Source organism: Petrimonas sulfuriphila, from assembly GCA_038561985.1.
Taxonomy (GTDB): Bacteria; Bacteroidota; Bacteroidia; order Bacteroidales; family Dysgonomonadaceae; genus Petrimonas; species Petrimonas sulfuriphila.
Genome location: CP073276.1, coordinates 1042875 through 1064085 on the forward strand (window position 1 = coordinate 1042875; position 21211 = coordinate 1064085).

Genomic DNA, 21211 nt, shown 5'->3' on the forward strand with positions numbered 1-21211 from the left:
AGTCGTTGGTTATTCAAAGGTAATTAATTAATTCGACAAAAGAAACTCCACCAGTTTGCGGGTAGCTATAGCCCTGTGGCTGATTTTGTTTTTTTCGTCATCTCCCAGCTCTGCAAATGTTTGTTTGTAACCGTCCGGGAGAAAGACCGGATCATACCCAAACCCGGCTGTCCCGCGTTTTTCTTCTATAATCTGACCTTTTATTTCGCCTTCGAAGAAATGCCTCTCCCCATTCAACAACAGGGCAATAACAGTTCTGAACCGGGCATTTCTGTTTCTTTCTCCCTGCAACACACGCAAGATTTTATCCATATTATCCTGCGGGTCACAAGCTTCGCCGGCATATCGCGACGAATAAACACCGGGCGCTCCGTCCAATGCATCCACTTCCAGTCCGGTATCATCGGCAAAGCAATCGAAGCCAAACTTATCCTTTATAAACTGCGCCTTCATCAATGCATTCTCTTCGAGGGTCGCTCCTGTCTCAGGGATTTCTTCGTGACAGTTGATTTCCGACAGACTTAAAATCTCCATGCTGCCAGCGGTTATCTTTCGGATCTCATGGAGTTTGTGCTTGTTGTTGGTGGCGAATACAATTTTCATTTTTCGTTTCTTTGTTGCACGATACGTTCGCGCTCTTTTAATTTTTCTTTGCGCAACCGCTCCTGCTCTTTCAATTTTTGCTTGCGCTCACGCTCGCGTTGCTTCAGAATTTCTTTTCGGACTTTTTCCCTTTGTTTCAAATCCCGTTCACGTTGTTTTATCCACTCTTTACGAGCTTCCTCACGCTCTTTCAATATCCTCTCCCTGTCTCTTTTCGAGAAAACGTCACCGGTTTGCCGAAGCGCTTCTTCCGCCTTTCTTTCCAATTCTTCCAGGCGTTGCTCATCAGTCAGCCGTTCGGATTGTTTAGGTGTTGGCTTCTTTGAAGCAATATCTGGTTTACCGGTTTTTTCAGGTTCCAAAGGTACGTTTTTTTCTGTTTCCGTAATCGTCTGCGGTATTTTCACCGAAACAATAAGCGGAATAGAGTCAGACAGGCCATCACTTAACTCATTAGTAACGAAAGATATATAATTTTCCAACGGTTCTCCGTCCCGAAGAATTTCCAGGTTTTTATCGGAAATAACTAACGGAACAATACCGGTGGTGATATTTTGCCGAAAAATGGAATCTCCTGCAAGCATGCTGGCGTATCGGCCGGCCTCTTCAAACGAACGGAACGGTTTAATCTGAAGCGCCTCGTACGGAAAGACATAGGTATAATCCGTGTGGAAAGACCGGATCTGGAAATTGGAGAAATTGAAATCGGAAACGGCAAAGAGCAACTCATTTTTACGGAGCGAGTTTGGTGAGAACAGAAGCAATAAACTGTGGGGGAGGTTTTTCTCCTTTTCAAAACAAACGGAATCTGCGGCATTACCTGCCACAATGTGGCTTTCCCAATCGATTCCCGAAAAGGGTTGTACATTTGCAACTAGCGTTTTCCCTTCCGAAAGACCCGCCAGGATTTGTTGAGCCATTTTCGTTTCTTCGGTACCTGGATGTTTTTGAATGAGCTCGCTTAAAGCAGTATTCAACTGTTCCGGATTACCCGATTGTGCCAACGATAAAGCGTTCAGCAACATAAATTTCGGCATCAGGTGTCCGTTGAAGAACAGCTTTTGTGCCCGCTTGAAATTTCCCTGAACCGTTTCCACCTGGCCTTGCCGGTATGCCAGATACGTCTGTTGGTAAAGCGAATCCTGAACCCGGGCATAGTTACGCACGACATGTTCGTAATCCGGGTCACTCATGGCCGCAGCATATTCACTTTGGGGAAATTCAGAAATTATTTTGTCCCTTAAGCTTTTAGCCATTGCCCGGTTTCCCATTCTCAGGTAAAGCTGGTAAAGCTGGTGATAAACCTCTTTTCGCCGGATGCTTTCCGGAAAATCCGTTAAGTGGCGGTTGTAAACCTCAACGGCAAACTCAAAATCCCCCAACCTGTCTTTCGCAATACTTCCGATACGAAACAACTCTCCTTCAATAATCTTATCGGACTCATCCGGCTGGACTGCCAGTTGCCGCAAACTGTCCTGCCTTGCAAGCACCTCCATATGCGGAACTAATTCACCCAGCACATCCGTCCGAAACTCCACCCGCGCATAATTTCCGCTACTCCGGGGTAAAGCACCCAATGCCTGGGAATACCGCGATCCCGCTTTCAAAAAATCTTTACGTTCAAAGTAAATATCACCCAGTGCCACTTGCGTCAACGCTTTTTCAACACCGTTTCTTACACTTTTTTCCTCCGCAAGCAGGTAGTTCTCAATGGCTTTTTCGACATTGTTTCGCGACAAGTAAACGTCTCCAATAGCCGCATAGATCCGATCGAGGTAAGTACTGTTTTTCTTGTTTTCGGCCATCTTCTGCAACTCACCTATAATCTCTCCGTCTCCAGTGGCTACTTGCGACTGTGCTACGAGGGCGTTAAATACTTCATCGTAAGGTGTACTTAATTTTTTTATTTGTTCAAAAGCGTTGTACGCATTTTCGCGTTCGCCCAGATGCGCATAAACCTGTCCGAGCAAAAACTGCAGGCGTCTTTTCTGGATTCCGCTTTTTTCGCTCTTGACGGTTTGTATAAGAAACGGAAGGGCATCGCGGTATTTTTCTTGGCGAATCAATAGAAAAGCATAAAACTCCGTGAATTTATCGTGCAGATCCTTGGGTAATCTTCGCACTTGCAACGTCAACGCAAGGCCTTCGGCATCCGAAAACCATCCCATTTCTGTATAAGCCCGCATCATCCAGATTTGCGCTTCGGAAACCACATCAATATCATAGGCAAAAAGCCGTACCGTATAAGACAGTACGGAAATTGCTTCGGTATAATCCTTGTTCTGCACGTGCGCCTTTCCCATCAGGAGCCATGCCCGGTCGATGAACGGGTTGAATTCGTTTTGCCGAAGCCAGTCACGGTATTCCTGCGTGTTGGGTTGGGCGGGGTCACGTCGCGGTTTTGCCGTGATGGAATGCTCCTGGATAGCTGTCGTCATTTTTTCGACTACCCTGTCGAAAGGGCCCCCCGGTTGCTTAACCACAGTATCATTGGGATCAGCACTATTGGGATACATGGGTAACCATGTCTGATAATTGTCAATATGACTTTCAGTGATTGATTTTAAGGCCTCGTTGTATGCTTCTTCCGCATTAAAATAGATATTGTACCGTGTGGTAAGCTCATGCCAGGCACGTGTAGCGGGCGTATTCCTTTTGGAGGAACATCCGGTACACAGGAGAACGATAAACATTCCTGCTGCAATATGTTTTAAATATGCGTGCATATTGAGAATAGGGAATAACATTTTACACCCATGCCCCTGCCTGAGAACACACATAGGCAGCTCTATCCACAGCGGTCTGATGAGCATCTGAAGCTGATTTTCCATCAAGTATGGACGATATAAACGCACCGGTAAACGAATCGCCAGCCCCTACGGTATCTACCACGTTTACTACCGGCGTCTTTATGTATGATAGGCCTTCTGGCGTGTAAATGATGCTGTAGTTGGCTCCGGCGGTAAGGATTAAAAACTTAAGATTAAACTCTTTTAAAAACCAAAGACAAACCTCTTCATCTGTAAATGGCTGTTTTTTAAACAACTTTTTCAATAAAATCAGTTCTTCATCGTTCATTTTAAACACGTTAGAACTTCTCAACGAATCCGTAATGACCTTCTCCGAATAATAATGCTGGCGGATGTTAATATCAAGAATGCGGTAAGAATCTACAGGGACGCAGGAAAGCAATGCTTGTATGGTGTTGCGAGATACTTCCGACCGCTGGGCCAATGTCCCGAAACACACGGCGTCGGCACGTTTGGCCAATTGTTTCATCGCTTCGGTGAGAGGAATATAATCCCATGCGACACCTTCGTTGATCGTATAGGCAGGAATACCCTCGTTGAGTTCAACCCCTACAGTTCCTGTCGGATAGTTAACCCTTTCAATGACAGGGTTGATATTAACCTTATCGATTTCCTGTATGATTTCATCACCCAGCGCATCCTTTCCCACCGCGCTGACCGCATAACCTGCCGCACCCAGGCGGGAAGCGTGGTACGCAAAGTTTACGGGTGCGCCCCCTACTTTCTTTCCTGTGGGAAGCATGTCCCACAGGAGCTCTCCTATACCGATAATAATGGGTTTATTAATCATATTTTCTGTTTGTCAAGTTATTCCCAAACGAAGATTCAACTCACTGATGCAATTTTTACTTTCCAAAAATACAAAAAAGTATCGAAGCAGCGTTTAGTATTCCATCTTTCATCAATGGTCTCTCTTCTTCATTGACAAACAAACATTCTATTGCTTCTTCAACATATCCAGGACACCGTTAATAAACGTCAGCGGATGGGCTGGATTGCCGGGCACGTAAAGATCGACAGGATATTTTGTCAGAAAATCCCTGTCAAGAGCCGGGCTGTCAGCAAAAATCCCTCCACTAATGGCATCAGTACCCACAAGAATAACAATTTTTGGATCAGGAACAGCGTTGTAGCAGATTTCCAGTGGACCGGCCATGTTTGCAGTAATTGGCCCGGTAATCACCACTCCGTCGGCATGACGGGGTGATGCAACAAAGTCAATACCAAACCGGCTCATATCAAACTGCACATTATTGCACGCATTCAGCTCCAACTCACAACTATTGTCTCCTCCCGCCGACACCTGCCTTAGTTTTAGTGATTGTCCAAATAAAGAGCGCACCCCTTTTCTCACTTTTGAAGGTTCAACCACAATACCTTTATCGTCCCCTTCTTTAACAACCAGGCGTTCTCTAACGTTTGCAGACAGCTTATAGTCACTGGTGAAAGATATCTTTTCGGGAAACCTGAAAGCACATTCGCCACAAAAAGTACATTTACCCAAATCAATACAAACCGGATTTCCGGTAATCGCTCCGGTAGGACACAACTCTACCAGGGCAGCCTCATCAACCCCAGATCTTGTTATAACTGGCCTTCCCCTGAATATCCCGGGTAATTTAGCATTCGTAACGTCGGGAATATACTGTTTTCCCTGATGCCACCATATTTTTATATTTTCAAACATAATTTACCGGTTTAACTTACAGATCATGTCCGCAATACGACAAATTGAAGCTCTTATTACAAATCGGAAAATCTGATATCCCATTATTCCTGACAGCCTGGGCCAATGCCATCCAGTTGTGAAAAGAAGGGTCCTTAATCTTATACAGCCCAAGGCTCCCCTCATTATCCGTAATGGCACAGTGACAAATTTCGCCCCGCCACCCCTCAACCAGCGAAAGGATGAACATATTCCTTTGCGGGTTCAACTTAACACCGGCTACCTCTGTGAACTCGGGGATATCAGCTATCATCTTTCTGATATAGCCGATTGACTGGTGTATCTCGTCTCTTCTGAGCCTGACACGGGCATAAACATCACCGTGGTGTTTGATTACCGGTTCGTGGGTAAATCCCTCTCCAAACAGGTTAAAAGGGTGTGAGGAACGGATATCTCTGTTCAAACCACTCATTCGTGCAGCCATGCCCACAGTCCCGATCTCAAGAACCTGTCCATAAGTTACAACTCCTGTTTTCTCGAGACGTGACAAGGCTGATGGCAGTTTAAAGAATTTACTCGTCATCTCATTAAAGTCCAGCTCAAATTCATCCAGTATTGAAGCTAATCTCGCACCCAATTTCCGGGAAAACGGAAAATTTGTCCTCCCAGCGCGTATCAATCCTTTTGCTAAACGATTGCCTCCCCACTCCTGCAGGAAATTAATAATTGGTGTGCGTAATCTGCCATATACGGAGTTTCCAAGTTGATAACCGATATCAGCACAAACAGCGGACATATCACCGGTATGAATAGCAATCCGCTCCAATTCCAATGCGAGTGTTCTCGAGAAATGAAGCGAGCGGCCGGGTCTATAACCACACAAACTCTCCCATAAATTCACAAACGCAATAGTATGGCCTACTGTGGTATCACCGGCAATATTCTCTGCCAGGGTGGTCAGTTCAGCCAATTTCTTTTTTTGCAGGAACAATTGTTCTATCCCCCTGTGCTGGTATCCAAGTTGGATTTCAAGATGCATAATCTGTTCACCATTACATATAAAGCGGAAATGCCCCGGTTCAATGATGCCTGCATGTATGGGCCCAACCCCTACCTCATGAAGCTCATGGCTGTCTGCGCCAAAGAAGGGGTAGTTCTCAATTGTTTCAGCCTTACCGGCTCTATCGTGTGAATACCTGACCGGTTTGAGCCACGGATGATTGTTGTATTGAATCCCGAAGGCTTCATGCATTTCCCTCTCATACTTCTCGAAGTTATGATTTCTGGCTGTGAATGACTCATAAACAACTTCAGGGGCAACCGTAGCTGATGATACGTAAATCTGGTGTGTCTTGTCGTCAGCGATACAACATATCAGCTTAACATTTTCGCTGTATTCTTTTCTATTTTTATTTTCATCATACTGATCTTCAACCGGCCCACCAGATGAATAAACTCCCGTCCAGAAACCAAAATAATTTACGCAATGTCTTTCAGGAGAATCAGTCAACATACCGACATTACTTTCCAGGAACTCCTCATAAGGAAGTTCCGGAATAGAATCAAGGCTGACAGCCTGATTGTTGGATATGGAAATATATTTCATAATTTTATATTCAGTTATCTGCTCATTGAGTGGATGTACCCGAAACTTAAATCATTCATAAATTTAATCATGATTACTGAACTAGTTTTACCGATTCCTGAATTAAAACAACAAATTCAGCCGGAGGATTATAGGCCAGATAAACCGACAGCGCTAACAAAACAAACTGCGGTAAAGACTCCCATGGGCTGATGTAAGGCAACTTGTCCTCGTTAATTTGTCCAGTAGGAGTAAATAAAAGTTTAAATATATTTACACCAAAACCCCAGATTATCAATGTAAGGAGTAGCAATACAACAACCAGTAAAACCACATAATGCGATTGAAACAGTGACTGAAAAATCATAAACTCGCTAACAAACAGCCCTGACGGAGGCATTGCAGTAGCGGAAAGGAATCCTAAAAGTACTACAAATGCTCCGGTTTTATAATACCTGAAATAATTTCCCAAATCATAAACACTCTTGCTTTGGTAAATGGTGTATATCTGGTTAAACTGAAAAAACAGTGTAGGTTTAATAAAAGTATGCAATATAATATGTAAAATTGCAGCGTACACGCCTACCCCTCCTGCTGCCAGCCCCAGCACAACCAATCCCATGTGTTCAATACCGGAATAAGCAAATAAACGCTTTATATTTTTTATTCGGGTCATGTAAACAGCTGCCACAAAAACCGAAAGCAAGCCTACAATAATGATAACAGAATTTGCCCATCCTTTCAACGGGGTATGGGCTACTATAGCATAAACGCGATATATGCCAACAAAGCCAACATTCATCAATACACTTGCCAACAAAGCCCCTGCAGGCGCCGGAGCTTTGTCTTTTGCATCAATGCCTGCCGTGTACATAGGCACAAGCCCCATCTTTGCTGTAAATCCCGTGAAGATAAAGAGGAATGCAAGCTTAAGCCAGAAAACATTCAGGTTGTGATGATTCTCATACAGTACTTTAAATGACATCTCCCCAACACCTGCCGATTTGAGGGACAAACTCAAAAACAAAATACCAATATAGATAAATGTGATACTGATGGCGCAAAGGAATACATATTTCCATACTCCCTCAAGCGCACGCATACTCCGGTTATGATAAATCAGCACCGAAGCGCTCAGCGTAGTAATTTCCACAAATATCCAGGTAACAGCAATGTGGTTTGATAGATATGCCATGCAACATGATGTAATCAGCATCACCATGGCAGCAAAGAATAGCCCTCTTGCATGAGGAGCATCATTACGGGTTGCTATAAAACGATATCCATAATAAAAAGCAGGGATGCTGACAATAGTCATAGCTATCAGCATTAATAGACCCAACGAATCAGAAGTAAAATAAACCAATTGGGTTATTCCCTGATTAATATACTCGTAGACTGTTGTCGTTATAAGTAATGCCAGATAACCAACAACCAATAAATAATTGACTACTGCATTCCTGTTAAGGATTAAACCGATACTTACCAATACAGCTCCGGATAAAAAAATACCTGTCATTGTTTTTAATCTTTTAAGTTAGTCAACAGGTTTACATCCGGATCACGGATTACGTCTCCAATTTTATTGAAGAAAACTCCCAGTATAAGTACACTTGCAAAAATATCAAGCATAATTCCAAGATTTAGCAACATAGGCATCTCATTTCCAATAGCCAGAGAAAGAACAAAAACCCCGTTTTCAATAACAAGGTATCCTACAACATGTGAGATAATCTTTTTCCTGGAGACAACTAAATACAGACCCGTGAATAGGGTTGATAATGCCACAACAAAGAATGTTTTATCAAGATTCTTATCCTCTATTGAACCCGAGAGAATAATTGTTGATACAATAATCAGCGTAACAATAATTAATGACACAAAATTAGGAAGATAGGGTTCTGTTACGCGGGTAATTTTATTACGTTTAATCAGGTAATTCATAAACCAGGGTACGGCAATGGCTTTAAAAACAATGGTTTCAAGCAAAACCAACAGAAGGTTTAAGGTACTTACATCGGTAAGAGTCAGGTAAGTAGTTCCAAAAAGGATCAAACCCTGCAAAACCAGTATATACAGATAGGTCTGTAACCGATCAGCAATACTCATGTAGAGCAGTGTCATGGCCAATGCAATTAATAATATATCTGTCATAATCAATCGGTTTACATAAATTTACCAAGGATCAGCAATACCCCGAAAAATATCAATAAGGATAATGAGGTCAGTATAAAAATAAATTCAGGATTATGGCTCATCCTATATCGTGCAATAAAAGATTCAATAACACCCACTGTCACGGCGAAACAAAACTGAATCAGCATAAATAATGGAATAGAAAGAATCAATGGCAAGGCTCCAATAAAGAAATTTGAGATAATGGCACCATACATAGCAAATTTTAAATTAGTAGTAAAAGTAATTACACCCAGGTCAAATCCGCTATTATCAAGCACCATCACCTCATGTATCATCGTCAGCTCCAGGTGAGTCTTAGGGTCATCAAAAGGCATTCTGCTATTTTCAATCATAGCAATCATTACCAGCACAAATGTGGCCAATCCCCCTAACATATAAGAGATATATGAACCAAAATCAAGTGCATTAAAGATGCTACTGAATGATGTATGGCCTGTAAATAAAGCAAAAGAACCCATTAATATAAAGAACGCAGGCTCCGCAAGCATGGCGAACAGTGCTTCACGGCTTGCCCCCATTCCTTCAAAGCTACTTCCCGTATCAAGAGCCGAAACTATGATCAGAAATTTACCTAACGCCAACAGATAAGCGAACATCACAAAGTCACCGCTAAAAGAAATAACACCCGGATGAACACCATGCGGCAGCATTAATATAGCCATCAATACAGAGGCCAAGTAAACAGTTGGAGCGATCTGAAATATAAAGCTGGTTGTTTTGCTATAGACACTTCCCTTTTTCAATAGTCTAATTATATCTTTCATATTCTGCATAATACCTGGGCCCTTGCGTCCTGAAGCTATGCTCTTTGTTCGGGTTACTATCCCAACAAAAAAGATACTGGCGAATATGATTAAAATGACACTTACCATCCTATAATTGATTTAAGAAATTTACCAGTTCAATGATCTTTTCTACGATCACAGGTAACAAGATTGTGAGTCCTACAAAAACAAAGCCGTATAAAATATATGCCTGAATATGGCCGTTTTGCAGAAATGTAAAACGTTTCAGGAAACTCCTTATAAACAACAACGGTTTATCAATTAACCAATATTCTATTTTATCATATGGGTGTGTTGCCTGGCTTATTCTGTCCGGATACAACCCGGCAGCTTCGTTCTTCTTTCTTTTAATCATCAAAACAGGCTCTGCGAGTTTACGATAGGTTCTGACAAATGAAGAAGCGGTGTACTGTGTTTTTTCAGCACTTCCGGTATAACCACACCCCCAGGTAACGTCAGAAGCCTGGCTGCGTTTTGCGGTAACCAGTTTCCTTATAAAATAAAGCAACGCGGTTAACCCAATAAAACCTAACGAGTACCATCCTATCGCGGTCAGGCTCTGTAACGTATTGCTTAATTCAAATGTCGCCTGAGTTCCTGACTCCGGGAGGAATAAGTACACTGTTTTAATAAGCATGGGTCCAAACAAAACAGGAAATACGCCAATAATAAGTATAAACAAGGCAATAAGATATAGCGGTGCGGCTTTAATGAGACTTTCATTAACCGGAGCTAAAGGCTTTGATGAACGCGGATTGCCAAGGAACACTACTCCAAATGCTTTTGTAAAGCAAATCAATGCCAAGCCACCGATCAACACCAACCCCAAAATCGCAAAAAGTATAAAAAGTATAAACAAAAAATTATTGGATATCAACCCATTGAACAGGCCATTATAAATAAAAAACTCGGATACAAATCCATTAAAAGGGGGTAATCCACATATTGCCAATGAAGCAATTAAAAATAAATATCCAGAGTGCGGCATCTTTCGGATAAGCCCACCCAAGGTATCTATTTCCAGATTGTGAGTCGCCTGGTATACATTACCTGAAACGTAAAACAACAAGGACTTAAATAACGAATGATTGAGTACATGCAATAATCCACCTCCGAACCCACTGGCTACTAATAGCGGATTATTGTATCCAATACCCAGGCAACCCAACCCTATACCTATACCAATAATCCCGATATTCTCAATACTGTGATAGGCCAGCAACCGTTTCAGGTTATGCTGCACTATAGCTAACATCACTCCATATACACCTGTCATGACTGAGATGAACAAAATAAAATAGCCTATAAAAACCATGTCACATTTTATTAACAATACCATCCTCAGTATCCCGTATATACCAATCTTGATAATTACTCCCGACATTACACCTGAAACATGTGCAGGAGCAGCCGGATGTGCTAGGGGCAACCAGGTGTGAAACGGCACAAACCCCGCTTTGATAGCAAATCCACAAAAGAAAAAAATAAATAATCCAACAGCAATAGCAGCCGGTTGGGTATAGGTTGAAGAAGAGATAGCAGCGAAATCAAAAGTACCTGTATTAACCTTTACCATCATAATGGCAATGGTTAGAAACAAAATAGAAACATGTGATTGTATCAGGAAATTAATTCCAGCCTTCAAGGTCCTGATCTTATAATGTTCAAAAATTACCAGAACGAAAGAACTCAGCGCCATAACCTCCCACAAAATAAGAAACACAAGGCCGTTCTGAACCAGGCAGATATCAACCAATGCAGTATATGCCAGCAAGTAAGCAGCAGCATGAGAGGCTAAATTACCTGACTGACTCTTATAAGCCATCATGTACCTGATACCATACCAGGCTCCTGTTGCGAAAGTAAAACTGATTATCAGCACAAACCAAGCCGATAAATAATCAATCCTTACCGGTATCTCTCCCGTAACCCATGAACCGCGATAATAAAATTCAATCAATCCATTGTTAAATACAGAAATTGCTACCACAGATGCAATAATCACCTGTATTGTTATCACACTAACGGCAAGTATACCCTTTCCTTTTGTTTTAAAAAGAGGAAAACATAAAATTGCACCTATCGCAATTAGATTTAACAACTCTACTAAGAATTTTTCCATTTATCCATTGAAAAGTATCCCTAACAACTATACATCTATTCTATTAAATACGCGGATACTGCATAAAATCATTATAGGACACCCCATATATTGTCATTTTTTGAAAAGTAACCCCTTTCGATTAAAAGCAAATCCATAAGAAGCGATTGTGTACAGAAGGCCAATCATTATTATCGAAGTACACGCTTGTTCGAATTCCACAGTAAAATTAACATGTACATTATTCGGTTGGCACACAGAAAAAATTACACATCGATGATTATACAAAATAAATGCAAGAATAGTTGAGCTAGCAATAAGTTTTTTAAAGTCATATTATAAAAAATAAATGGTTTAGACAAAAGAAATACCAGAAAAAATAAAATTGCTTGTTTTTAAGCTGAAGATTGCTTACTTGAACCGGGATTCCATATTTTCACTATTTTTCCCGCAAAAAACATCACGATCAAAACGAAAATGATAAACGCTCCCGACGGCACATTCAGGTAATATGACAATAACAATCCTACAACGCAGGCAACAAAACTGACTCCTACGGAAAGGTAAATGATCCGGGAATAATTCACAGTAAAAAGATTGGCTGTCATCTGGGGAACAGTAATGAGCGACATCAACAGCACGATGCCGACCAACCGAATGCTTAGAACAATGGTGACGGCAACAAAAAGCATCATCGCGTATTCTATAAACCGGGTATTAACCCTCCGGGTCTGGGCAAATTGCGTATCGAATGATACCGATACAATGGCATGGTAATTGACTGCGAAAAACAGAAAAAGGACAGAAGTAAGTATGGCGAGAGAAACAATATCTGTTCGGGTAATGGTGAGGATATTTCCAAAAAGATATTCAGATAAGTTGGGAGCATATCCCGACGTGAGAAATGTAAGCATAATTCCTACCGCCATTCCCAACGACCAGAAAACAGCGATGGCAGAATCTTCCCGAACACCTTGTTTTCGCGATAACCATTGAATACCGAATGCAGAAAACACCGAGAATATCATCGCCGAAAAGATGGGATTCAGTCCGAAATAAAAACCTATACCCAGTCCGCCAAACGAAGCATGCGTGATTCCCCCGCTGATAAAAACCAACCGGCGCGTAACCACATAGGTGCCTATAATACCACACGCAATGCTTGCAAAAAAACTTCCCAGCAATGCATTCCGAAAAAAAGCATAATCCAGTAATTCAATGATATCCATGGGTGGGGTCAAGCATGCATTTTTGCTTCGCGTAAATCGCTGACAACAAGCACAATTTCGTCTTTTATCTGATCGGGGACAGCGATTCCGCGTAGCTGCAGGCTGCGTACCCATCGCGGCTTCTCTTCATCCACAATAGTGTAGAATACTTCGCGAAACTCCTCCACCTCCTTATCGGAATAACTACCGGATTCCCGAAAATGAAAACGGTCGAGCTCTTCATCATCAAAATATTCGGGTTCCTCCCGGAAAGCAGCGATAAGGCTGTCTTTCTCGCAAACCTCATGCATACCGCAACATCCGCTTTCTTTTTCCTGTTTTGTCCTTACGTCTATCGACGGGAGAGGCGTTTTACGTTCCTGTGTGTTCCCCTTTTTGCGTTGTATTGTATTGGAAATATACAACGCCATGAGAAAGAACACGATAATTCCGAGTAATATATATAAACTTGTCATTTTTTAAAGATTAAAGAATTTTATAACCAAAACAGACAGACAAAAAAGTATAGAGTTATCAGTCAATCGGTATGTCAAACCTCTTCGATACGGAACCCTGCTTTTCTGAGGTCGTCCCAGAAGTTCGGGTACGACTTGCTGACAACATGCGGATCATTCATTGTTAATGACTTAAACAGAATAGCTGCCGATGACAACGACATCGCCATCCGGTGATCGTCGTACGTGTCCATAACCGCGTTCTCTTCAACAAAGCAACGTTCACCGTCCCATTCCAGCATCTCGCTGTCGGTTTCACGCAAGACAAATCCCAGTTTTTTCAATTCCGTTTTCAGCGCTTCAATACGGTCCGTTTCTTTGATACGCAAACTTTGAACACCCGAAAAAATAAACGGCACATGCAGAAAACAACAGGTTGCGGCAAAAGTTTGCGCTAAGTCCGGTTCATAGATAAAATTATGGAAAAACTTTTTGATGGGCTTTCCTGCTTTTCGGATAACCACACCGTTTGAAACAAACTCCGTTGAAACGCCCAGATCCTTAAAAAGGCTTACCAGGTTGGCATCTCCCTGATAGCTGTTTTCTTTCAATCCGAGCAGGGTAATCTCGGCATCAGGGCAAAGCGCTACCATTTCGTACCAGTAAGAGGCGGCCGACCAATCCGACTCTACCTTAAAACTAACGGGTTTATAAGACTGCGGCTTGATCTTTATTCTGTTCCCCTCCCATTTAAGGTGAATACCATATTCTTCCATCAGTTTAGCGGTCAGACTGATATAAGGCTTCGATATAATTTCGTCCCGGATATTGATGATCAATCCATTCTCCATAGTGGGAGCCACCATCATTAGCGCAGAAATAAACTGCGAGCTGACGCTACCGGAGACATAAACCTCTCCACCCTGTAACCTTTTTCCCCGAATTTTCAACGGAGGACAACCTTCATTTTTCAGGTATTCAATATCTGCTCCTATTGCCTTCAATGTATCCACCAACGGATAAATGGGACGTTCGTGCATTCGTTTTGAGCCCTGAACAATCCACTCTCCGTCCATTCCGGCCAGGAAAGCCGTCAGAAACCGCATGGCCGTTCCTGCACCTTTCACGTCAAACACATTTGAATCGGAGTTGAAAGCATCGATAATAACCTGTGTATCCTCGCAATCCGAAAGATTCTCCACCGGGTTGGTATTCAAGCTAAGCGCATTCAGGATGAGAACCCGGTTGCTGATGCTCTTGGATGCCGGAAGTTCGATGGTTGTTTTTAACTTTTCGGGCGGATATATTTTGTATTGCATGCTGTGCCGCTATTTTGATGCAAAAATAATAATAAATTACGGAGTCCCAAAGCAATGGGTTGTCTTTAGGATTATTTAAACCGTTTTCTTTTCATTCTCAGAAAAGTAATCTTTTCGTAAGGATTCTCCAACCCGTTTTCGTAAACGATTCCAACATCTCCGTTACGGAAAACCGTCATGTCCGAGTATGCGGAGGGTCCATCATAAACCAATACGTTGGGTTGCCACGATACCCCACCATCACGACTAATTTGTACGGTCATCTTCTCCCTCACGGTCGAACGTGGATTGGAAAAAAGCCGGGCCGGGAGCAGACAAGCTCAATCCGTCAGTATCGGAGTGGATCACAAAAACGCGCCGCCGTCAGTAGAACGCCGTATCACCAAGTCTATATTGCCTGTGTCGGAACAACCGTTCTTCCGGGCTTCGGCAAACACCAAAATCGATTCTCGCTGCGTGAGAACCACTGGCTACTCGCTTCATTGCTATCCGATTAATCCGTATAAAAATATCAACAAGATGGCAACTGGCGCCAGAAATTTAAGAATGAAGCTGTATGTTTTCAGGAAGGAGATACCAAATTTTATTTTTCCATCGTTGGTCAGTTCCACCTGAACAATTTTCTTGTCGAGATACCATCCTGCAAAAAGAGAAATAAACAATCCACCCACGGGGAGCATTATTTTTGCCGAAGCCATATCCAATATATTAAAGGACTGTGGGGAAAGGGCAGAAAGAGTGCCCAGGAGCAAGACTCCGATTAACACAAAAAAAAGGCCTTTTTTCCGGCTTACCTTGTGCTCTTCCTGGATATAAATTGTAACAACCTCCATCAGCGAAATGGTGGAGGTAAGCGCGGCAATCGCCAAAAGGAGGAAAAACATGGCCGACCAGATCATCGATCCTTCCATTTGATTGAAAAGCCCGGGAACGGTAATAAAGAGCAATCCGGGACCGCCTGCCACCAGTTCCGAAACGATGGTATCGGGATTTGTGGTCAACGCAAAAGCCGACGGGAAAATGACCATTCCGGCAAGAAGTGCCACTGTAGAATCGAGCAGGGATACCTGTACTGCTGTTTTTGTTAAATTCGTATTGTCCTTGAAATAGGAAGCATAAGTCATCATGCATCCCATTCCCAGGGACAGCGAGAAAAATGCCTGTCCCATGGCATCGAGGAAAACAGTGGATTTTACCTCTTGAAAATCCGGCTTAAAAAGAAAATCGATGCCCCCCCTTGCCCCTTCGAGCGAAAGTGCCCTGACAACAAGGACGATTAGCAACAGAAACAAAACCGGCATCATGATTTTTGCCGACCGTTCAATTCCTTTTTGTACCCCTGAAAAAATAAAATACGCCGTAAGAAGGACAAAAAAGGCCATTAAGCCGACCTGTTTGGGACGGTTGGCGAGCAACGTGTTAAAATTGGCTGAAAAATCGCTCACCTCTTTCAAACTTCCTGTAACGGATTGAATAAAATAATCCACAGTCCAGCCACAGACCACCATATAGAACCCCAGAATGACAAATCCGGTAAGCACTCCGAGCCGCCCCACCCATTTCCACGGGGTGTTCGGCGCCAGTTTGTGAAAAGCGCCTGCAGCATTGGCTCTTGATGAACGTCCGATTAAAAACTCTGCCACCATCAGCGGGATTCCGAAAAACAGGATGCACGCTATGTAGACGATGATAAAAATGGCACCGCCCCCGTCGGCCGTTTCACTCGGGAAGCGCCAAATATTTCCCAACCCAACCGCGGAACCCGCTGCCGCTGCCACCATACCCAATTTTGATCCGAACGTGGACCTTTTTTCGTTCATACAGTTATTTTTTTATCTGACAAACACCCATTTGTTTTCAGAGGAAAGTTGCGGATAGTAGAAATAGTCCTCGTAACCGAAAGCTTTTACATCCTCAGCAACATTCAGCCGGTTCTTGATGATAAACCGGGCCATCAACCCACGAGCCTTTTTACTGTGAACCACTATTTGCTTAAGGTCATTGCCTTCCTGCTGAAGGAAGCTTATCTCAACGATCCGCGTTTTTTCAGGTAAAAGCTTTTTAGATAAAACGCTTGAATATTCTTTGGAAGCTACATTGATGATTACCTTCTCGTCTTTTGCCAATTTTCCGGAAAGGTATTGGTTTACTTCGTTTTGCCAAAATTCGTATAAATCCTTATACCCCTTGGGTTGGATTTTCCGGGCAAATTCCAACCGGTAAGGCTTTATCCGGTCGAAAGGTTTCAGAGCGCCGTAAAGTCCAGAGAGGATGCTCAGGTGTTTCTGGGCAAACAGGACCTCTCCCTTATTGAAATCATGCGCGTTTAACCCTTTGTAAGCAATACCGTCATAAGCCAGCGCGGCTGCCCGAAGCGGAATTGTCCTGGAGTTGAACGATTGAAAATATCCATACACTTGCTGAGCAATTTCGCGGTTCACCTTCATTTTCTCAGCGATATCGGTTTCCGAAAGTTTTCTGCACACTTCCAACACTTCTCCGGTTTTTCGGGAGAAGACCGGAGGGGTCGTTTTTATATTTTCTTCCTGCGCATTAAAATTCATCCGCTTGGCGGGAGACATAACGATTTGCATATTCTTTAGATTTTCGATCAGTCAAATGCCAAGCCTCAAATCCGCCATTCCACGCCGTCCTTCGTATCTTTTATTTCCACACCTGCGGCTTTCAATTGATCGCGAATCTTATCGGAGGTAACCCAATCCTTGTTTTCACGGGCCGATTTGCGAATATCAAGTATCAGATCCATCAAGCCATTGATTACATCGCCCCCGGCATTCGCTTCGCTCTCGTCCGTCAATCCAAGAACATCAAAGACAAAGGTTTGCATCAAAGCGTTCAACTTGCCGATGTCGTCCCTCGTGAGGGTTTCCGTTTTATCTACTGCCGAATTGATGACCCTGACAGCCTCAAACAGCTGCGCAATAAGTACAGGACTGTTGAAGTCGTCGTTCATGGCTGAATAACAACTTGCGCGAAGCTCATCTATATTCACCGATGAGTGGGCTGCAGGCTCAATCTTTGATATTCTTTTGATGCTTTCCATCAGTTTTTTGTAGCCTTTTTCTGCAGCCTGCAGCGCTTCATTGGAAAAATCAAGTGTACTGCGATAGTGCGATTGCGCCATAAAAAAGCGTACGGTCATTGGTGAATACCCCCTGTCCAATAAGGGGTGGTCGCCCGTAAACAATTCTTTAGGCAAAAATCCGTTCCCGGCTGTTTTTGACATTCGGGCGCCGTTAACTGTCAACATATTGGTGTGAACCCAATATTTTACCGGTTCCGCATGATGACAAGCCTGCGATTGGGCAATTTCATTGGTATGGTGCGTTGCCTGCAAATCCATCCCTCCCCCGTGGATGTCAAAGGTAGTTCCCAAATACTTGGTGCCCATGGCAGAACACTCTATGTGCCAGCCAGGAAATCCCCAACCCCACGGCGATGGCCACTTCATCAACGTCTCGGGTTTTGCCTTAATCCAGAGCGCAAAATCCAGCCTGCCTTTCTTTTCGTCTTGCCCGCTTAGTTCCCGCGTTCCTTCGAGCAGATCTTCCAGTTTACGGTTTGTGAGTATCCCGTACGAATATTTACGGCTGTATTTCTCCACATCGAAATAAACCGTTCCCGCTGTTTCGTAGGCATACCCTGCAGCAAGGATCTCTTTTATCATCTCTATTTGCTCCACGATATGTCCGGTTGCCGTGGGCTCAATGCTAGGAGGCAGCGTATTGAAAATACGCAATATCTCGTGGAAACCGAGGGTGTATTTTTGTACAATCTCCATCGGCTCCAGTTGTTCCAATTTCGCTTTTTTAGCAAACTTATCTTCACCCTCATCGTTATCGCCTTCCAGATGTCCCGCATCCGTGATGTTCCTCACGTACCTCACCTTGTATCCGATATGAATCAAGTACCTGTAAATAAGATCAAAAGAAATAAATGTACGGCAGTTCCCCAAATGCACATCGCTGTACACCGTAGGTCCGCAAACATACATTCCCACAAAAGGCGGCTTTATGGGCTCGAAAAGCTCCTTTGCGCGACTGAGCGTATTGTAAATGACCAGAGGTTGCGAAATATTTTCCTGCATAATAGCTAAGCTTGAGTTTGAATTGAAGAGCAAAAATACAAATTTATCCATTAACTGAAGAAGATATCAAACAAAAGATAAAAAAGTAGCATTAACACTTAAATGGTTTACATTTTTTTATTATTTTCGCCATTTCTTTTCAATAATCTTTAAATTTTAATTATTTATGTTGCGAAAATTATTTCTGTTTACCTTATCATTGGTGGCTTTTGCCTCGATGAATGCGCAAAACCTACAATTGCACTTCGATCCGCGCCACTCGCTCTACGGCGATAATATTAACGCCCCAATCAATTACCTGACGGCAACCTTCGAGATGTTTAAACCCGATGCCTGGGGTTCAACATTCATGTTCGTGGATTTTGATTTTAACTTTGACAAAAGAAATCCGGGATTAGCGTATGCAGAGATTGCACGTGCATTTAAGATAGGCGATTTCCCGTTGATGCCGCATTTGGAATACAACGGTGGGCTAGGTTTGGTAAGAGGCACGGGTTACAGTTTCTCCATTCCGAGTTCTTATTTAGCAGGAATGCAATATCCGTTTCAATTGGGTAATTTCTTTATGGGAACCTATTTAGCTTACAAATTAAATGCTTTCGAAACCAACAGTCACGACGTACAATGGACCTTGACGTGGAATTCAGCATTTCCAAACAGCAAAGTATCGCTGGCCGGTTTTCTGGATCTGTGGACTGAAAACAAAAATCGGGCTACCGGAGAAGGCGGCAAGAAATTGATTCTTTTAAGCGAGCCTCAGGTATGGTATAACTTCACACCGAATTTTGCTATCGGTAGCGAAATTGAATTGAGTTACAACTTTGCTCGCCTCGAAAAATTCACTGCCATACCTACTATAGCTACCAAATGGAACTTCTAATCGCTTCGCCTATGTAATTGCCTAAAGGCGAATATCATTTCGTCCTGGCTGTGAATATCAACTGAATTACAAACGAACAATCATGATAGAAAAACTATTCAAACTTAAAGAAAACAACACCAACATCCGCACAGAGATCTTGGCCGGTATCATCACCTTTTTGACCATGTCCTATATTTTGGCTGTGAACCCTCAAATATTGGGTGAGACAGGTATGGATAAAGGAGCGCTATTCACGACGACTGCCGTTGCGGCTATTGCCGGAACCATTTTTATGGCACTCATTGCCAATGTACCTATAGCCCAGGCACCTGGAATGGGGTTGAACAACTTTTTTGCTTTCAGCGTAGTTATCGCGATGGGACACTCCTGGCAATTTGCTTTGACAGGCGTTTTACTTTCAGGTTTCTGTTTCATGCTGCTGACCATTTTCAATATTCGAAAAATTATTGTAGACAATATTCCGGTGGCGCTAAAAAATGCGATTCCTATTGGTATTGGATTGTTTATCACGTTGATAGGACTGAAAAGTGCGGGGATTGTAACCCCAAACCAGTTTACGCTCGTTCAACTCGGGAACATGGCAGATCCCAATGTTTGGATTGCAGTACTCGGATTGGTGGTTATTGCAGTGCTTTTGGTTAAAAAAGTACACGGTGCGATCCTGATCGGAATTATTATTTCCACCATATTTGCCGGATTTTTGGGAATGATCCAGTTACCTCAAGGCAGCTGGATTACACTTCCGCCCAGCATAGAGCCTATCTTTTTTAAATTCGAATGGAGCAGTATCTTAACTTTCGACATGCTGATCGTTGTGTTTACTTTCCTGATGGTCAACATCTTTGACGCTATGGGCACATTGATTGGTGTCATCTCAAAAATTGGAAAATCGGAAAAAGACGGTAGTTTCCCTCAATTACAGAAAGCATTGTTTGCCGACGCATTGGGAACATTCGTAGGAGCTGTCTTGGGTACAAGTCCGAATACCTCATACGTGGAAAGTGCTTCGGGGGTCGCAGCCGGTGGAAGGACAGGACTTACCAGTGTGAGCACTACACTAATGTTTGTACTGGCCCTTTTCTTTGCCCCGATATTCTTAATGGTGCCAGCTGCAGCAACAGCTCCGGCACTGATCATTATTGGGCTATTTATGATGAGTTCGGTTGCTGATATCGACTTCAACGAAATAAGCGAAGGACTTCCGGCATTCGTCACCATCATATTTATGCCGTTCACATACAGCATTGCCAACGGAATTATTTTCGGAATGTTGAGCTTCACCCTTGTTAAACTCTTATCGGGAAAAGTAAAAGACGTAAGCATTACCATGTATGTACTGACGCTTTTTTTCCTGATTAAAATTATTCTTGACGCGTCAAATGCATTTGTTCACTAATGGCTCAAAAAACGCACTCAACCCGTTAATTTATTTGCTGTTCTGGAATAAAACCATTACTTTTGCGGCCTAATCCAAATATAACTCAGACAA

At 42.9% G+C, this 21211-nt stretch carries 18 protein-coding genes; 2 read left to right on the forward strand and 16 right to left on the reverse strand.

Annotated elements, in window-relative coordinates; genetic code table 11:
- Nucleotides 1–27: 27 nt before the first annotated feature.
- From KCV26_04220 to cysS, 16 genes are all read right to left on the reverse strand, one after another.
- Nucleotides 28–603: a non-canonical purine NTP diphosphatase gene (locus KCV26_04220; protein ID WZX37593.1), complete on the reverse strand. Its 576-nt coding sequence runs from the start codon at nucleotides 601–603 to the stop codon at nucleotides 28–30.
- Nucleotides 600–3416, reverse strand: a complete 2817-nt coding sequence (locus KCV26_04225) for a tetratricopeptide repeat protein (GenBank protein ID WZX37594.1) — start codon at nucleotides 3414–3416, stop codon at nucleotides 600–602. The genes KCV26_04220 and KCV26_04225 overlap by 4 nt, the downstream gene beginning before the upstream one ends.
- Nucleotides 3352–4203: a carbohydrate kinase gene (locus KCV26_04230; GenBank protein ID WZX37595.1), complete on the reverse strand. Its 852-nt coding sequence runs from the start codon at nucleotides 4201–4203 to the stop codon at nucleotides 3352–3354. Before KCV26_04230 ends, KCV26_04225 begins: the two co-directional genes overlap by 65 nt.
- A gap of 147 nt (nucleotides 4204–4350) precedes the next feature.
- A complete protein-coding gene (locus KCV26_04235; protein ID WZX37596.1) occupies nucleotides 4351–5100 on the reverse strand; it encodes an NADH:ubiquinone oxidoreductase in 750 nt (249 codons plus the stop codon).
- Between the two features lie 16 nt (nucleotides 5101–5116).
- Nucleotides 5117–6685, reverse strand: coding sequence for an NADH-quinone oxidoreductase subunit C (locus KCV26_04240; GenBank protein ID WZX37597.1), 1569 nt, complete (start codon nucleotides 6683–6685; stop codon nucleotides 5117–5119).
- Between the two features lie 73 nt (nucleotides 6686–6758).
- Nucleotides 6759–8183: a hydrogenase 4 subunit F gene (locus KCV26_04245; protein ID WZX37598.1), complete on the reverse strand. Its 1425-nt coding sequence runs from the start codon at nucleotides 8181–8183 to the stop codon at nucleotides 6759–6761.
- 5 nt (nucleotides 8184–8188) lie between these two features.
- Complete coding sequence (locus tag KCV26_04250) at nucleotides 8189–8818, reverse strand: hypothetical protein (protein ID WZX37599.1); 630 nt, start codon at nucleotides 8816–8818, stop codon at nucleotides 8189–8191.
- Between the two features lie 11 nt (nucleotides 8819–8829).
- Nucleotides 8830–9735, reverse strand: a complete 906-nt coding sequence (locus KCV26_04255; protein WZX37600.1) for an NADH-quinone oxidoreductase subunit H — start codon at nucleotides 9733–9735, stop codon at nucleotides 8830–8832.
- A gap of 1 nt (nucleotide 9736) precedes the next feature.
- Entirely contained in the window at nucleotides 9737–11668 is a 1932-nt protein-coding gene (locus KCV26_04260; protein ID WZX37601.1) for a hypothetical protein, read from the reverse strand.
- 476 nt (nucleotides 11669–12144) lie between these two features.
- Complete coding sequence (locus KCV26_04265) at nucleotides 12145–12978, reverse strand: metal ABC transporter permease (GenBank protein WZX37602.1); 834 nt, start codon at nucleotides 12976–12978, stop codon at nucleotides 12145–12147.
- A gap of 8 nt (nucleotides 12979–12986) precedes the next feature.
- Nucleotides 12987–13433, reverse strand: a complete 447-nt coding sequence (locus KCV26_04270; GenBank protein ID WZX37603.1) for a phospholipase — start codon at nucleotides 13431–13433, stop codon at nucleotides 12987–12989.
- Nucleotides 13434–13507: 74 nt separating this feature from the next.
- The gene (locus KCV26_04275; protein WZX37604.1) at nucleotides 13508–14731 is read right to left on the reverse strand and encodes a 3-phosphoshikimate 1-carboxyvinyltransferase; all 1224 of its coding nucleotides are present in this window, start codon (nucleotides 14729–14731) and stop codon (nucleotides 13508–13510) included.
- 71 nt (nucleotides 14732–14802) lie between these two features.
- Complete coding sequence (locus tag KCV26_04280) at nucleotides 14803–14994, reverse strand: exo-alpha-sialidase (protein WZX37605.1); 192 nt, start codon at nucleotides 14992–14994, stop codon at nucleotides 14803–14805.
- A gap of 222 nt (nucleotides 14995–15216) precedes the next feature.
- On the reverse strand, nucleotides 15217–16551 hold the full coding sequence (locus tag KCV26_04285) for a sodium-dependent transporter (GenBank protein ID WZX37606.1): 1335 nt from the start codon (nucleotides 16549–16551) through the stop codon (nucleotides 15217–15219).
- Between the two features lie 12 nt (nucleotides 16552–16563).
- Complete coding sequence (locus KCV26_04290; protein ID WZX37607.1) at nucleotides 16564–17325, reverse strand: YaaA family protein; 762 nt, start codon at nucleotides 17323–17325, stop codon at nucleotides 16564–16566.
- 35 nt (nucleotides 17326–17360) lie between these two features.
- Complete coding sequence (cysS, locus tag KCV26_04295; protein ID WZX38321.1) at nucleotides 17361–18827, reverse strand: cysteine--tRNA ligase; 1467 nt, start codon at nucleotides 18825–18827, stop codon at nucleotides 17361–17363.
- Nucleotides 18828–19005: 178 nt separating this feature from the next.
- On the opposite strand from cysS, the gene KCV26_04300 reads away from it, so the two are divergent.
- On the forward strand, nucleotides 19006–19719 hold the full coding sequence (locus KCV26_04300) for a DUF5020 family protein (GenBank protein ID WZX37608.1): 714 nt from the start codon (nucleotides 19006–19008) through the stop codon (nucleotides 19717–19719).
- An 82-nt stretch (nucleotides 19720–19801) separates the two neighbouring features.
- Entirely contained in the window at nucleotides 19802–21118 is a 1317-nt protein-coding gene (locus KCV26_04305; GenBank protein ID WZX37609.1) for an NCS2 family permease, read from the forward strand.
- Nucleotides 21119–21211: the final 93 nt, after the last annotated feature.